Annotated in this window: 13 protein-coding genes; all 13 read right to left on the bottom strand. The window is 71.5% G+C overall.

Going from position 1 to position 15,125, the window contains the following annotated elements; genetic code table 11:
• Positions 1-264: 264 nt before the first annotated feature.
• Positions 265-1,428 carry a sugar phosphate isomerase/epimerase family protein gene (locus ACFYW5_RS27395; RefSeq protein WP_389419748.1) on the bottom strand — a complete coding sequence of 388 codons (1,164 nt, stop codon included), beginning with the start codon at positions 1,426-1,428 and terminating at the stop codon, positions 265-267.
• A 53-nt stretch (positions 1,429-1,481) separates the two neighbouring features.
• Positions 1,482-2,885 (bottom strand): alkaline phosphatase family protein, encoded by a 1,404-nt coding sequence (locus tag ACFYW5_RS27390; protein WP_389419747.1) that lies wholly within the window; start codon positions 2,883-2,885, stop codon positions 1,482-1,484.
• Positions 2,886-2,902: 17 nt separating this feature from the next.
• Positions 2,903-4,072, bottom strand: coding sequence for a metabolite traffic protein EboE (gene eboE / locus ACFYW5_RS27385; protein ID WP_389419746.1), 1,170 nt, complete (start codon positions 4,070-4,072; stop codon positions 2,903-2,905).
• Between the two features lie 3 nt (positions 4,073-4,075).
• The gene (locus tag ACFYW5_RS27380) at positions 4,076-4,924 is read right to left on the bottom strand and encodes a TatD family hydrolase (RefSeq protein WP_389419745.1); all 849 of its coding nucleotides are present in this window, start codon (positions 4,922-4,924) and stop codon (positions 4,076-4,078) included.
• The gene (locus ACFYW5_RS27375) at positions 4,924-5,544 is read right to left on the bottom strand and encodes an EboA domain-containing protein (RefSeq protein ID WP_389419744.1); all 621 of its coding nucleotides are present in this window, start codon (positions 5,542-5,544) and stop codon (positions 4,924-4,926) included. Before ACFYW5_RS27375 ends, ACFYW5_RS27380 begins: the two co-directional genes overlap by 1 nt.
• Positions 5,541-6,419 (bottom strand): sugar phosphate isomerase/epimerase family protein, encoded by an 879-nt coding sequence (locus ACFYW5_RS27370; RefSeq protein ID WP_389419743.1) that lies wholly within the window; start codon positions 6,417-6,419, stop codon positions 5,541-5,543. Before ACFYW5_RS27370 ends, ACFYW5_RS27375 begins: the two co-directional genes overlap by 4 nt.
• Positions 6,416-7,447, bottom strand: coding sequence for an SCO3242 family prenyltransferase (locus ACFYW5_RS27365; RefSeq protein WP_389419742.1), 1,032 nt, complete (start codon positions 7,445-7,447; stop codon positions 6,416-6,418). Before ACFYW5_RS27365 ends, ACFYW5_RS27370 begins: the two co-directional genes overlap by 4 nt.
• Positions 7,444-8,595 carry an inositol-3-phosphate synthase gene (locus ACFYW5_RS27360; protein WP_389419741.1) on the bottom strand — a complete coding sequence of 384 codons (1,152 nt, stop codon included), beginning with the start codon at positions 8,593-8,595 and terminating at the stop codon, positions 7,444-7,446. The genes ACFYW5_RS27365 and ACFYW5_RS27360 overlap by 4 nt, the downstream gene beginning before the upstream one ends.
• Positions 8,596-9,019: 424 nt before the next feature.
• On the bottom strand, positions 9,020-10,027 hold the full coding sequence (locus ACFYW5_RS27355; RefSeq protein ID WP_389419740.1) for a sugar phosphate isomerase/epimerase family protein: 1,008 nt from the start codon (positions 10,025-10,027) through the stop codon (positions 9,020-9,022).
• Between the two features lie 53 nt (positions 10,028-10,080).
• Positions 10,081-11,286 (bottom strand): Gfo/Idh/MocA family protein, encoded by a 1,206-nt coding sequence (locus ACFYW5_RS27350; RefSeq protein ID WP_389419739.1) that lies wholly within the window; start codon positions 11,284-11,286, stop codon positions 10,081-10,083.
• Between the two features lie 68 nt (positions 11,287-11,354).
• The gene (locus tag ACFYW5_RS27345; RefSeq protein WP_389419738.1) at positions 11,355-12,401 is read right to left on the bottom strand and encodes a substrate-binding domain-containing protein; all 1,047 of its coding nucleotides are present in this window, start codon (positions 12,399-12,401) and stop codon (positions 11,355-11,357) included.
• A gap of 128 nt (positions 12,402-12,529) precedes the next feature.
• The gene (locus tag ACFYW5_RS27340) at positions 12,530-13,564 is read right to left on the bottom strand and encodes an ABC transporter permease (RefSeq protein ID WP_389419737.1); all 1,035 of its coding nucleotides are present in this window, start codon (positions 13,562-13,564) and stop codon (positions 12,530-12,532) included.
• Positions 13,561-15,084: a sugar ABC transporter ATP-binding protein gene (locus ACFYW5_RS27335; RefSeq protein WP_389419736.1), complete on the bottom strand. Its 1,524-nt coding sequence runs from the start codon at positions 15,082-15,084 to the stop codon at positions 13,561-13,563. Before ACFYW5_RS27335 ends, ACFYW5_RS27340 begins: the two co-directional genes overlap by 4 nt.
• Positions 15,085-15,125: the final 41 nt, after the last annotated feature.

Genomic DNA, 15,125 nt, shown 5'->3' with positions numbered 1-15,125 from the left:
AACTCCTCTGATCCGGTCGGCGGCCGCAAGAACCCGGGGGTGTGGTCCCGGTCGGCCGCCGCACAGTGACATCGGGTGTAAACCCGTGCGAAGGGAGGCAGTTGGACGCTATGGCGCCACTTTCAACTCGTCAAGGACAAAGATTCAACTTTCCGAGGGAAAGTCCCTGTCCTGGCATATCGGGGATTTCAGGATGGTTTCGGGCAGCCTCCGGGGACCCGCCCCACGTCAAGGCGCCGGGCGGGTCCGGCCGGTGACGCCGCGTCAGTGACGGGCGCGCAGAGCCGCGAGGTTCTCGTAGCCGATCCGCGCGTACTCCAGCGACTGGCCGGGAACGCTCGCGCTCGGCGCGTTGTCCTGCTCGACCATGGGGTTGTGGTAGTTCTTCGCGCCCACCCGGGTGAAGAACCTCCGGTAGTCGATGTCGCCCGTACCGAACGGCACCATGTCGTAGCCCAGTCCGCTCTGCGGGTTGACCACACCGTCCTTGGCGTGGAAGAGCGGGAAGCGGTGGGTGTTGCGGTCCACGAGGGCGGCCGGGTCGAAGACCCGCTCCCGCTGCGAGCCGTCGTGGGCGGTGTAGGTGTGGAACTTGTACCGGGCCACGTGCGCCCAGAAGACGTCCAGCTCCAGGTAGACGCTCTTGCGGTCCGTCACCTCCAGGAAGTACTCCAGCTTCCTGATGCCGGAGCTGCGGGTCGGGCGGCCCTGCGCGTCGAGCGGACCGCCATCGAGCAGGAAGTCGTAGGCGCTGTCGTGGTTGTGGGTGTAGAGCTTGACGCCCTCGCGGCGGGCGATGGCGCCCATCGTGTTCCACTTCTCCGCGGCCACGTCCCAGTCGGCCCGGTAAGGGCTGCCGGTGGGGTCTCCCCCGGTGCCCATGTGGTCCATGCCGAGGATGTTGGCGATCTCCAGGTTGAACTTGAAGGTGTCCAGGTCGGCCTGGGTCAGCGGCCAGGACGGCGGGATGAAGCCGTGGCTGCCCTGCGCCCGCAGACCGTACTCGTCGAGCCAGGAGCGCAGCAGTTTCGCGCCCTGGACGGTGCCCAGGTTCGCGCCGCCGGGAGCGTTGGCGTGCTGGCCGTAGCCGGCGAACTCCACCTGGCGGTAGCCGAAGCGCGACAGCTGCCGGAACACCTCACGGAAGCCGGAGGGCAGGTCCGAGGCGAGCGGGTCGCGGCCGACGGCGTCGCGGACGGTGTAGAGGATGATGCCGCGCTTGTGCGGCGGGACCAGGGCGGAGCGGCCCCGGTCCGCGCCCGCGGCTTCCACGCCGTCCTGCGCCAGCGCGGGACCGGCGCCGAACACGGGGGCGGCGATCGCCGCGGTCGTGACGGCGGTGCAGGTGCTGAGGAAACGGCGGCGGCTGACGCCGAGCGTGCGGCGCAGGGCGTCGCCGCTGACGGCTTCGTCGTTGAACGCGGTCACAGGGTGTCTCGCTTTCGTTGTCACGATGCTGCGGGTGCCGGACGGCAGCCGCCTCAGGAGAGGCCGGCGAGCCGCAGCAGCAGGGACTTCACATCGGTGGCCGCTACGCGGCCGGACACTGCGCGGGGGGTGGAAACCAGGACGAGCGGACCTTCGTCGTCGCTCGGAGGGAGGCGGCCGTGGCTGCCGCGAACGGGTGAGGGATCAAGCGGCACGACCGCCATGCGGTAGCGCATGCCGAGCTTCTTGCGGGCCACCGCCTTGGCCGCCTTCAGCCGCACATAGGGGTCTTCGGGATCCATGAACAGCTCGACGGGGTCGTAGCCGGGCTTGCGGTGGATCTCGACCAACTGGGCGAAGTCGGGGGCGTGGGCGTCGTCGAGCCAGTAGTAGTACGTGAACCAGGCGTCCGGCTCCGCGATCGCGACCAGTTCCCCGGAGCGCGGGTGATCGAGCCCGTGGGCCTTCTTGCCGTCGTCGTCGAGGATCTCGTCGATGCCCGGCAGGTTCTCCAGTGCCACGCGGGTGGCGTCGAGGTCTTCCGGGCGGCGGACGTAGACGTGCGCGATCTGGTGGTCGGCGACGACGAAGGCGCGGGAGGTCATCGGGTCGAGATACTCCATGCCGTCCTGGGTGTGGACTTCGAGGAGTCCGGCCCGGCGCAGGGCGCGGTTGATGTCGACGGGGCGGCTGACGCGGGTGATGCCGTACTCGGACAGGGCGACGACGGTACGGCCTTCCGCGCGGGCGTCGTCCAGCAACGGGCCGATGACGGCGTCGAGTTCGGCGGCGGCTCGGTGGGAGCGGGGGTCGTCGGGGCCGTAGCGCTGGAGGTCGTAGTCGAGGTGCGGCAGGTAGCACAGGGTCAGGTCGGGGTGGCGGGTGCGCATGATGTGGCGGGTCGCGTCGGCGATCCACTGGCTGGAGACGATGTCCGCGCCGGGTCCCCAGAAGTGGAAGAGCGGGAACGTGCCGAACTTGTCGGTGAGTTCGTCGTGGAGGGCCGGGGGCCGGGTGTAGCAGTCGGGCTCCTTGCGGCCGTCGGCGTAGTAGACCGGGCGGGGTGTGACGGTGAAGTCGGTGTCGGCGCCCATCGCGTACCACCAGCAGATGTTGGCGACGGTGTAGCCGGGGTGGGCGCGGCGGGCGGCGTCCCAGAGTTTGTCGCCGGCGACCAGGCCGTTGTGCTGGCGCCAGAGCAGGACGTCGCCGAGTTCGCGGAAGTACCAGCCGTTGCCGACGATCCCGTGCTCGGCGGGGAGCGCGCCGGTGAGGAAGGTGGACTGGGCGGCGCAGGTGACGGCCGGGAGGACGGTGGACAGGTTCGCCTGCGAGCCGGAGGCCGCCAGCGCCTTGAGGCGGGGCATGTGGTCGAGGAGACGGGGCGTGAGGCCGACCACGTCCAGGACCAGGAGCGGAGTGGGGCGGGGGCTCATGGCGGCTCCTTGGGTACTCATGACAGCTCCTTGGGCGCTCATGGCAGCTCCTTGAGGCCGAGGTCCGTCAACAGGTCACGGGCGAGGGCGAGTTCGGCGGCGATGCCGTCGACGAGCTGGCTCCTGGTGCGGGGGCGCAGCTCGGGCGGGAGGGCCTGCCAGGTGTAGGTCTCGACCTCCAGATGCCGGGTCCGCGGCTCCGCGCCTCCTACCAGGACCGCCAGGGCCTCCTGGAGCACTTGCACGGTGGAGGTGAGCGGTGCGGCGGGCGGGGCGTGCAGGGGGACGTGGAAGTGGGCGCGCCAGGGTGTCCCGTCGGGCAGGGCGTCGCCGGCCAGCGCCTCGGCGAGGTCGTCGGTGCCGCGCAGGCCCGCGGCGGTGAGCGTGCGGGTCTGGTGCAGGAACCGCGGCTCGGCGAAGGCCGCGAGGGCGTCGCGGACCTCCGGCCGATGGGGTTCCTCCGCGTGCAGGGCGGCCGACAGCTGCGCCTTGGGGATGCCGACACCGGCCGCGTCGAGCGCGGCCAGTGCCGTGGCCGGATCCTCGAAGGACGTGGCCAGGTGGCACGTGTCCACGCACACGCCGATACGGCCGACGGGCAGCGCGGCGAGCGGTCCGATCGCGTCCGCGGTGGTCTCCACCGTGCAGCCGGGCTCCGGTTCGAGCGCGATGCGGATCGACTTGCCGGTCAGCTCCTCCAGCGCGTCCAGCCGCCCCGCCAGCGTGGTCAGCGCCGCACCGGCGGTGGCCGCGGCGCGCTCGTCGAATCCGGTGCGCCAGGCGAGCGGAAGGGTGGAGATGCTCCCCTCAGTGACGTCGTCCGGCAGCAGCGCCGTCAGGAGCCGGGCCAGGTCGGTGGTGTGCGCGAGGCGTTCGGGGTCGGTCCAGTCGGGCCGGTAGACACGGTACTTGACCTCTTGGGCGCCGAACCCCTCGTAGGGGAAGCCGTTCAGGGTGACGACTTCGAGGCCGCGCCGGTCCAGCTCGGTGCGCAGTTCCCGCAGCGCCACCGGGTCGCTGTTCAGCGCGCGTACGGCGTCCTTGGCGAGCCACAGGCCGATGCCGAGGCGGTCGCGTCCCAGGCTTTTGCGGACCGGCTCGCAGTGGTCGCGGAGTTGGGCGAGGACGCCGTCGAGGGTCTCGGCGGGGTGGACGTTGGTGCAGTAGGCGAGGTGGACGGTGGAGCCGTCGGGGTGGCGGAAGCGCATCGTTCACTCCCCGCCGCGCAGGATGGAGTTGCCCTCGTGCAGGCCCTCCGCCTGCGGGACGTCGAGGCGCAGACGGCCGCTGAGCCCGTAGAAGGCGACCGGGTTGCGCCACAGCACCTGGTCGACGTCGTCCTCGCCGAATCCGGCCGCGAGCATGGCGTCGGCGACCTTGCGGGTCTTGAGCGGGTCGCTCTTCCCCCAGTCGGCGGCCGAGTTGACGAGCACCTTCTCGGGTCCGTACGTCCGCAGGATCTCGACCATGCGGTCCTCGTCCATCTTGGTGTCCGGGTAGACGGAGAAGCCGAGCCAGCAGCCGCTGTCCTTGGCGTCCTTGACGGTGGTCTCGTTGAGGTGGTCCAGCAGGACCCGCTCCATGGGCAGGCTCGACTCGCGCACCACGTCGACGGTGCGGCGCAGGCCGGTGAGCTTGTCGCGGTGAGGCGTGTGGACGAGGGCGGGCAGGCCGTGGTCGGCGGCGAGTTGCAGTTGGGCGGCCAGCGCGGTGTCCTCGGCCGGTGTCATGGAGTCGTAGCCGATCTCACCGACGGCGACAACACCGTCCTTGACGAGATAGCGGGGCAGTTCGTCCAGGACGGGCGTGCAGCGGGGGTCGTTGGCCTCTTTGGGGTTGAGGGCGAGGGTGCAGTGGTGGGCGATGCCGTACTGGGCGGCGCGGAAGGGTTCCCAGCCGAGGAGGGAGTCGAAGTAGTCGACGAACGCGGCCGGGGAAGTGCGGGGCTGGCCCAGCCAGAAGGAGGGTTCGACGACGGCTCGTACCCCGGCGGCGTACATCGCCTCGTAGTCGTCGGTGGTGCGTGACGTCATGTGGATGTGCGGGTCGAAGATACGCATCAACGCTCCTTGGGCTCTTCGCCCGTCAGGGTCAGCACGTGGCCGAGATCGTCGGGGACGTCACGGCCGGCGGCACTCCGCTCGGCGGCGTAGTCGGTGAGCATGCGGGCCAGTTCGCTGTCGCCGGACGCCCGTTGCGGCAGGCTCGCGATCGCGTCGACGGGGACGCCGGTGAACAGGCACTTCAGGACGGCGTGCCGCCAGGCGTGCGGGTCGAGGTGGGTGGCGGCGTAGGGGCCGACCGCGGCGCGGACCAGGCTGGTGTCGTTGGTGCGCAGGGCGTCCTCGACGAGGTGGAGGGCGTGCGGTCCGTCGACCAGGGCCGGGAGCGCCTGGAGTACGGCGCGGCGTTCGGCGGCACTGCCCTGCTGGTAGAGCCGGGTCAGGGTCTCCACTCCCGCCCGGGCCTCGGCCAACAGCACCGTCCGGACGGCGTCGGCGTTGTCGTGGCCGCAGTGCCGCCCGGCGGCGGCGAACCGCAGCTCCCACGCGGGGACTTTGGACGGGATGGGGGGTGGCGTGGCCGCGCGTGCCGCGTCGGTCCGCGCCGCGTCGAACCAGGCGCGCGCGGTGTCGTCGGGCAGCGCCGCGATGACGTCGTCGGGGGTGCAGGGCGTCATGAGGTCGGTGCTCCCTTCGTGGCGGTGGCTGCCATGGTGCGCAGGAACTCGATGGAGGATCGGGCCAGTTCCGGGCCGGCGTGGGAGTGGCGGGGCAACTCGACCACGGTCAGGCCCTGGTAGCCGGTGGCGGCGAGCGCGTCCAGTACCGGCGGGAAGTCGATCTCGCCGTCGCCGAACGGCAGATGCTCGTGCACCCCGCGGCGCATGTCCTCGATCTGCACGTGCCGCAGCCAGGGCGCGGCCGCACGCACGCACTCGGCGGGCGGGTCCGGCTCCAGGCACTGGCAGTGGCCGATGTCGAGCGTGAGCCCGAGCGCGGCGGGGCTGCCGAGCAGGGTGCGCAGGTGATGGAAGTCGGCGAGGGTGGCCAGGAGGTGTCCCGGTTCGGGTTCGATCGCGATCGGCACACCGGCGACGGCCGCGGCGTCGAGCACGGGTCCGAGCGCCTCCTGCAGTCGCCGCCAGGCGGTGTCGTCGTCGGTGCCGGGCGGTGTGATGCCGCTGAAGCAGTGCACGGCGTGTGCTCCGAGGTCCGCCGCGACGCCGACCGCCGTGATCAGCAGCCGGGTGCGGGCGGCCCGCCCCTCGGGATCCGGGTCGAGCAGCGACGGACCGTGCTTGCGGCGCGGGTCGAGCACATAGCGGGCGCCCGTCTCCACGGCCGCGGTCAGGCCGAGTTCGCCGAGCCTGCGGGCGACCTGGGCGGTCCGGGCGGCGAGACCGGGGGCGAGCGGGTCGAGATGCATGTGGTCGAGGGTGAGCCCGACACCGTCGTAGCCCAGGTCGGCGAGCAGGCCGAGGGCGTCGTCGAGACGGAGGTCGGTGAGGCCGTTGGTGCCGTAACCGAGGCGCAGTTCCTGGCGGTGGCTCACGTGGGGCTCACCTTCCGTGCGAGCGTGCGGGCCAGCGGTACGAGGCCCAGCAGCGTGAGGGCGGTACCGGCCGACCCGGACCGGGCGGCGAGCGCGGCCTGCAGCGGGATCATGGCGCGGATCCCCCCGCCGACGGCGCGCTGCGTGAGGTGCGGGGACGGGTTGAGGGCGGCGTGCAGACAGGGCACGGCGGCGGTACGGAGGTACGCGGCGGCCGACCACGCCGGGACGATCCCCGCCTGTGCGGGCGTCCGGGCCAGCAGCAGGCCGAGGGTGCTCGTCGCGCCGAGCGCGGCGAGGGGGGTGAGCGTCGAACCGCCGTGCGCCTCGTGCCGGGACACGGCGGTGACGGCGTAGGTGTGGGCGGCCAGCACCGCGGCGGCGGCGGCCTCGCCTCGCGGCGTGTGGGCGTCCCGTCCGGAAGAGGCGGGGGCGGGCGGCGCCGTGTCGGCGGTGGTTCGGGCCGAGCGGGTCGCCGTGGCGCCGAGCAGGAGGTCCAGGGCGCGGGCCGCCGCCATCGCCGCCGGGGCCGCGGGGGTGTGCTTCAGCCGCAGGTCGTACGCCCAGACCGTGGCGGTCAGTGCCGATGCCACCGCGAGTGCCGGGCGGCCGGCGCGGGCGGCGAGTGTCAGGCCGGCCGCGGTCAGCAGTCCGGCCGCGCCCAGCGCCGCCGTCGGGGAGATACGGCCGGAGGGAAGGGGGCGGTGCGGGCGGTCCACGGCGTCCTCGTCGCGGTCGGCCCAGTCGTTGAGCGCCATGCCCGCCTCGTAGAGACAGAGCGAGGCGCCCACCGCGTACGCCGTACCGCGGTTGGGCCGCAGGCCGGCGGCCGCGGCACCGGCGAGGGCGTCACCGGGTACGGTGAACAGCGCGGAGATGCGCAGCAGTTCGGCCCAGTCCCGCAGCCGCGCCTGCCGCCCGCGCCCCGGTGCGGTGCCCGCGTCGCCCTGGCCGTTGCCGGGTCGGGCAGCCCCCGGGGCACGCATCAGCGCGGGCGGCGCCAGGCGGGACAGCAGGGAGCGGATCACTGGGCCTCCCGCAGGCGGTCGGCGAACGACAGCAGTGCGGTGAACTGCTCCGAGAGGCCTGAGGGACCGTCGTCGGGGTCCTTGAAGTAGAAGCCGAGTTCCGGCAGCGGTCCGGACAGGCCCGCCTCGTGGGCGCGGGCGACCAGGCGGGCCAGGTCCAGGACGAGCGGTGCGGCCAGGGCCGAGTCGCAGCCCTGCCAGATGGTCTGGAGGATCATCCGCGAGCCGAGGAAGCCGTCGAAGGCGATGTGGTCCCAGGCGGTCTTCCAGTCGCCGAGCGCCGGCACGTCGTCGATGTGCACCTCGCCCTGCGGCGTGTGCCCGAGGGTGTCGGCCAGGACGCGTTCCTTGCCGGCGTTCTTGGCCGCGGCCGCCGCCGGGTCGGCCAGCGCCGCTCCGTCGCCGCCGCCCAGCAGGTTGGTGCCGGACCAGGCCCGCACCTCCAGGGCGCGCTGGACGAACATGGGGGCGAGCACGGCCCGCAGCAGCGTCTGGCCGGTCTTGCCGTCCCGGCCCGCGTGCGGCAGCCCTTCGGCCGCGGCGGCCTCCGTGAGAGCCGGGGTGCGCAGCCCGGTGGACGGGGTGAAGTTGACGTAGGGGCAGCCGGCGCGCACGGCGGCTGCCGCGTAGAGGGAGCTGGGCGGCAGGCGTACTGCGTCGGGCGCGGGCAGCGGCTCGGTGGAGGAGACATTGACGACGACCACCCGTGCCAGAGCGTTGCGGCGGCGGAACGCGGTGAGGTCGGCGGCGAAGTCCGTGATGAGTTCCTCGTCGCCGCGCAGGTCGCCCGGGAGCGGTCCGCCGGTCCGTATCTCCCGGTCGGCGGCCTGGAGTTCGGCGTGTACGGCGGAGGCGAGACCGTGCGGCAGGACGCCCGCGCCGGTGAGGTGTTCGGCCCGCTTGGGCAGCGGGCAGTCGGCGGTGTCGTGGCCGCCGAACACGAGGGAGGACAGGGGCGGCAGGTCGGTGCCGTCGAACGGCGGGGTCTCCGTGACCATTCCGGTCGGCGGATGCAGTCCGGCGGTGACCGCCGCGCATCCGGCGACGGCCGTGGTGGCCACCGATCCGCGGGCTCCGACGAACCAGACCCCGGTGCGTACGGTCGGCCCGCCGGTCTGGGGCTGTGATGCGTTCCCGTCGTTGTTCACGGGCTGCCTTCCTGCCATGTCGAGGGTCCGATGTGGTTGGAGGACGGTGGGCGGGGCGCGGGGGGCCACCCGCCCACCGCCGGCATTGGGGCGGCTCGGGCCGCGGCCCGGGAGGGCTGCTGTGCGGTCGGCGCGGTGTCGGCGTGGGTGCGGGCGTCGGTGAGAAGTGCGGGATGCCTGAGGGCTCTTGGCCCTGCCTTGTCCTCCGTAGGCCGGTCGAACGAGCGGTGAGCCCGTTGCGACCGGGATGCACGATCAGTCTCAAACCACTGTGTGGCGCCTGTACACGGAAGGGACCGTAGCCCGGTTCGTCCTCGGCGGATAGCCCTCGTGCAACGAAAAGGACCAACTTTTTCCCAGCTCAGGACAAAGGCGTCTCCGGGCAGCCCGAACCAGGCCGACTACGCGGCTCTGTGTGGAGCGTTCAGTTGTCGCCGCTGCCGAAGGCGGCGTCGAAGGAGGCCGACGGGGGGTCGAAGTCGTAGGCCTTCAGGCGGGCCAATGCCTCCGGGGCGCCCTGGAGGCGGTCCATGCCCGCGTCCTCCCACTCCACCGAGATCGGCCCCTGGTAGTCGATGGAGCGCAGCATCCGGAAGACGTCCTCCCAGGGGACGTCGCCGTGGCCGGCGGAGACGAAGTCCCAGCCGCGGCGCGGGTCGCCCCAGGGCAGGTGGGAGCCCAGACGGCCATTGCGGCCGTCGAGACGCTTGCGGGCCTCCTTGCAGTCCACGTGGTAGATCCGGTCCCGGAAGTCGTAGAGGAAACCGACCGGGTCCAGGTCCTGCCACACGAAGTGCGAGGGGTCGAAGTTCAGGCCGAAGGCCGGACGGTGCCCGACCGCCTTCAACGCGCGCTGGGTGGTCCAGTAGTCGTAGGCGATCTCGCTGGGGTGGACCTCGTGGGCGAAGCGGACGCCTTCGGCGTCGAAGACGTCCAGGATCGGGTTCCAGCGCTGCGCGAAGTCCTCGTAACCGCGCTCGATCATCGACTCGGGCGCGGGCGGGAACATGGCCACCAGATGCCAGATCGCCGAACCGGTGAAGCCGATGACGGTGTCCACACCGAAGGCGGCCGCGGCCCTGGCGGTGTCCTTCATCCGCTCCGCCGCCCGCTGCCGCACCCCTTCCGGATCGCCGTCGCCCCACACCGCGCCGGGCAGGATCGCCTGGTGGCGTTCGTCGATGATGGCGTCGCAGACCGCCTGCCCGGTCAGGTGGTTGGAGATCGCCCAGCACTTCAGGCCGTACTTCTCCAGCAGCTGATGCCGCGCATCGAGATACGAGGGGTCGGACAGGGCCTTGTCGACCTCGAAGTGGTCGCCCCAGCAGGCGAGTTCGAGACCGTCGTAACCGAAGTCGCGGGCCAGACGGCAGACCTCCTCCAGCGGAAGATCGGCCCACTGACCGGTGAACAGGGTGAACGGGCGTGGCATGGCGGCTCCCAACAGTGCTTTTCCGCTAGAGGTCTTCGGCTAGAGGACTTCGGCTAAAGGACTTCGGCCTGGACGGGGGTGTAGACGGAGTTCTTCTGCGCGCTCTCCTCTACCGCCGCGAGGACCCGCTGCACCTGGAGACCGTCGGCGAACGAGGGCATCGGGGCGGTGCCGGACGCGATGGCCTCCACCAGGTCGCGGGCCTGGTGGACGAAGGTGTGCTCGTAGCCGAGGCCGTGGCCCGGCGGCCACCAGCCCTCCAGGTAGGGGTGTTCGGGCTCGGTGACGAGGATCCTGCGGAAGCCTGCCGTGGCGGCGGGCTCGCCGTGGTCGTGGAAGGACAGCTCGTTGAGCCGCTCCAGATCGAAGGCGAGCGAACCGGACTCGCCGTTGATCTCCAGCCGCAGGGCGTTCTTGCGCCCCGTCGCCATCCGGGACGCCTCGAACGTGGCGAGCGCCCCCGAGGCGAGGCGTCCGGTGAAGACGGCCGCGTCGTCGACCGTGACCGGCCCGCGCGAGGTGCCGCCCGACGCGGTCAGGCCCTGGGAGGCACCGTCCAGACGGGGGCGTTCCTTGACGAAGGTCTCCATCTGGGCGGAGACCCCCACCAGTTCCTCACCCGCCAGGAACTGGGCCAGGTCGACGATGTGCGCGCCGAGGTCGCCCAGCGCCCCCGATCCCGCGTGCTCGCGCTGCAGCCGCCAGGTGAGCGGGAAGTCGGGGTCCACCAACCAGTCCTGAAGGTACGTCACCCGGACGTGGCGCAGGATGCCGAGCCTGCCCTCGGCGATGAGCCGGCGGGCGTAGGTGAGCGCGGGCACCCGCCGGTAGTTGAAGCCCACCATCGCCAACTGGCCTCGCTCGCGGGCCGCTTCGGCGGCCGCGACCATGGCCTCCGCCTCGGCGACCGAGTTGGCCAGGGGCTTCTCGCACAGAACGTGCTTGCCCGCCTCCAGCGCCGCGATGGCGATCTCCGCATGGCTGTCGCCCGGTGTGCAGATGTCGACGAGCTGTACGTCGTCGCGGGCCAGGAGGGCGCGCCAGTCGGTCTCCGCCGCGGCCCAGCCGTGCTTGTCGGCCGCCGTGCGCACGGCGTGTGCGTCGCGGCCGGCTATCGCGGCCAGGACCGGCCGCAGCGGCAGGTCGAAGACGTGTCCTACGGTGCGCCACCCCTGTGAGTGCGCGGCGCCCATGAACGCGTAGCCGACCATGCCCACGCCGAGTGCCGGCGGTGCGGTCCCACTGCCCCTGTGTTCCATACGGATTCCTCCTCGTCGGAGTGTCACTGACTCATCGCTTGTTCGTGCGGCGCACGGCCGGGTCCGGTCTAGATGAAGCCGGTCGGCAGGTACTGGTCGACGTTGTCCTTGGTGACCACGGCCGAGTAGAGGGTCAGCGACGACGGGATCTCGAACTCGGCGAGACCGCCGACGCCCTTGCCCTGGCCGAGCGCGCGAGCGAGGTCGATCGCGGAGGCGGCCATGGTCGGCGGGTACAGGACGGTCGCCTTGAGCACGCTGTTGCCGGCCTTGATGGCGTCCATCGCGGACTTGGCGCCCGCGCCGCCGACCATGAGGAAGTCGTCGCGTCCAGCCTGCTCGATGGCGCGCAGCGCGCCCACGCCCTGGTCGTCGTCGTGGTTCCACAGCGCGTCGAACTTCGATTGGGCCTGCAGGAGCTGGGCCATCTTGGCCTGCCCGGACTCGACGGTGAACTCGGCGGCCTGGCGGGCCACCTTCTTGATGTTGGGGTAGTTCTTCAGGGCGTCGTCGAAGCCCTTGGTGCGCTGCTGGGTCAGTTCGAGGTTGTCGAGCCCGGCGAGTTCGACGACCTTGGCGTTCTTCTTGTCCTTGAGCTGCTCGCCGATGTAGTGGCCGGCGTTGAGGCCCATGCCGTAGTTGTCGCCACCGATCCAGCAGCGGTACGCCTGCGGGGAGTTGAAGATGCGGTCGAGGTTGACGACGGGGATGCCCGCCCGCATCGCCTCCAGGCCGACCTGGGTGAGCGCCTTGCCGTCGGCCGGCAGGATCACCAGGACGTCGACCTTCTTGTTGATCAGCGTCTGGATCTGGCCGATCTGCTGGGCGGTGTCGTTGGAGCCCTCGGTGATCTCCAGGGTGACGTCGGAGTACTTCTTCGCCCGGTTCTTGGCGTTGTCGTTGATGGCGTTGAGCCAGCCGTGGTCGGCCTGAGGACCGGCGAAGCCGATGGTGACGGGCTTGCCCGGCTTGTCGTCCGCGGCCGGGGCGTTCTCCGCGGCCGGTTCCTGGTCGGTGGGCTCATTGCTGGTGCAGGCCGTCAGCAGCGCGCCGGCGGAAACGGCGGCGGTGCCGAACAGGAGTGCTCTGCGGCTGGTGGCGGGGATTCTTGCCATTCTGGATCGACCCTTCGACTGGGCGTGGTGCGTGAGAAAGGGAAAGTGGGGGTGGGGGTGGGCCGGGACGGTGGTGTCAGGGGCCCGCCGTCCGGCGGTGCGGTGTACGGCCGGTGCGGTGTACGGCGTCAGGCGTCGCCGCCGCGCAGTGAGCGGCGCTGGACCAGGACGGCGGCGACGATGATCGCGCCCTTCGCGATCTGCTGGACAGCGGTCTCCATGTTGTTCAGCGCGAAGAGGTTGGTGATCGTGGTGAAGATCAGGACGCCGAGGACGGAGCCCACGATCGTGCCGCGACCGCCGCTGAGGAGGGTGCCGCCGATGATGGCCGCGGCGATGGCGTCCAGCTCGTAGAGGTTGCCGTTGGTGTTCTGGCCCGAGCCGGCGAGCACGATCAGCATGAACGCGGCGATACCGCAGCACAGTCCGGACAGCAGGTACAGGTACAGCCGCTGGCGGCGCACGTCGATGCCGGCGAGGCGAGCCGCTTCCGCGTTGCCGCCGACCGCGACGGTGCGGCGGCCGAAGGTGGTGCGGTTGAGCAGCAGCCAGCCGATGAGGGTGACCGCGGCGAAGATCAGGGCCAGGGGCGGGATGCCGAGGATGTAGGCGTCCCGGGCACCGAGATCGAGGACCGACTCGACGGTGACGATCTGCGTGCTGCCGTCGGTGATCTGCAGCGCCAGACCGCGGGCGGAGGCGAACATGGCCAGCGTCGCGATGAACGGCACCAGCCTGCCGTAGGCGATCAGCACACCGTTCACGAGACCGCAGCCCAGGCCGACGATCACCGCGGTGAAGAGGATGCCCGCGAAGCCGAACTCCTGGGTGGCCACGGTCGTCGCCCACACCGAGGCCAGCGCCACGATCGCGCCGACCGACAGGTCGATCCCGCCGCTGGTGATGACGAACGTCATGCCGACGGTGACGACACCGATCACGGACGCCTGGGTGAGGACGAGTTGGAGATTGCTGGTCGCCAGGAACTCGTCCGGTGCGGTGATCCCCCCGACCAGGACGAGGACCGCGAGGACTCCGAGCAACGACAGAGTGCGCATGTCCCACCGCAGTCCGAGCGGTCGGCGCGCGTTCTCCTTGTCCGTCGCGGACTTGGCGGCGGACGACGGTGCGTCCTGCTGCTCCGCGGTGGCCGGCTGCGTCATGGCGTCGGGCTCCCTTCCATCACAAGATCGAGTACACGGTGCTCGTCGAGCTCCCGGGCGTCCGCCGTGTGCACGACGCTGCCTTCCCGCAGCACCAGCACCCGGTCGGCGAGACCGAGGACTTCGGGCACCTCACTGGAGACGAGCAGGACGGCCAGGCCCTCGTCGGCCAGCCTGCGGATCACGGCGTACAGCTCCGCCCGGGCGCCGATGTCCACACCCCGGGTCGGCTCGTCCAGCAGCAGCACCTTGCAGCCGCGCAGCAGCCAGCGGGCGAGCACCGCCTTCTGCTGGTTGCCGCCGGACAGGGTCCTGATCGCGGCATCGGGGTTGTCCGGCCGAAGGGACAGTTCCCGGACCGCCTGGTGCGTCGCGGCCCGTTCGGCACGCCGATCAAGCCAGCCCGCGCGGGCGAACCGGGACAGCGTGGAGACCGAGACGTTGCTGCTGACCGACTCCAGCATCAGCAGGGCCTGCGCCTTGCGTTCCTCGGGTGCGAGGCCGATACCGGCGCGGACGGCGGCGCGGACACTGCCGGGGCGCAGGGGGGCTCCGTCGACGAGGACACGGCCGCCGTCGGGCCTGCGAGCCCCGTAGATCGTCTCCAGGATCTCGGACCGGCCCGAGCCGACGAGCCCGGCCAGACCGACGATCTCGCCGGGCCGCAGCTCCAGATCGACGGGCGCGAACTCCCCTCGCCGGGTGAGCCCTTCGACCTTCAGCACCGGCTCCCGTTCCGCCGCGAAGCCCGCCTTCGGCCGCTCGGGGAAGACGTACTCGACATTCCTGCCGGTCATCAGAGCGACGACCTCATGCGTCGGCGTCGACTTGGCGGGCAGTCCGCCGGCGACCGAGCGGCCCTCCTTCAGGACCGTGACCCGGTCGCCGATGCGCCGGATCTCCTCCAGCCGGTGCGAGATGTAGATGACGGCGACGCCCTCGGCCGTCAGATCGCCCACGATCCGGAAGAGGTTGTCGACCTCCTCGGGGTCCAGCGCCGCGGACGGCTCGTCCATCACGATCAGCCGCACCTCATGGGAGAGCGCCCGCGCCATGGAGACGATCTGCTGCTGCGCCGCCGACAACTCCCCGACCAGACGCCCCGGTTCGATCTCCGGATGCCCGAGGCGCCGCAGCAACTCGGCGGTCGCCTCACGGGCGGCGGACCCGCGTACGACGAATCCCGCGGACGTCGGTTCGTGCCCGAGGAAGACGTTCTCCGCGACGGACAGCCCCTCGATCAGGTCGAGTTCCTGGTAGATGGTGGCGATGCCCAGGCGCATGGCGGCGATCGGCGACCCCAGGGACACCGTCTCGCCCTGCCAGGTGATCTCCCCGCCGTCGGGCTGGTGAGCTCCGGCGAGCACTTTGATCAGGGTGGACTTGCCGGCGCCGTTCTGGCCGAGGAGACAGTGGACTTCGCCGGCCTGGACTTCGAGATCCACACCGTCCAGGGCGCGGACGCCCGGGAAGGTCTTGGTGATCCCGGACATGGTGAGCAGGGGTGGTTGTGGTGCCATGAGGAATCCCCTCGGCAGGTGCGGGCCGTGAACGGGCGGGC

It is taken from the genome of Streptomyces sp. NPDC002779 (assembly GCF_042888685.1).
Lineage (GTDB): Bacteria > Actinomycetota > Actinomycetes > Streptomycetales > Streptomycetaceae > Streptomyces.
The sequence above is the reverse complement of the archived record's forward strand: the minus strand, read 5'-3'. Positions and strand labels throughout refer to the sequence as shown.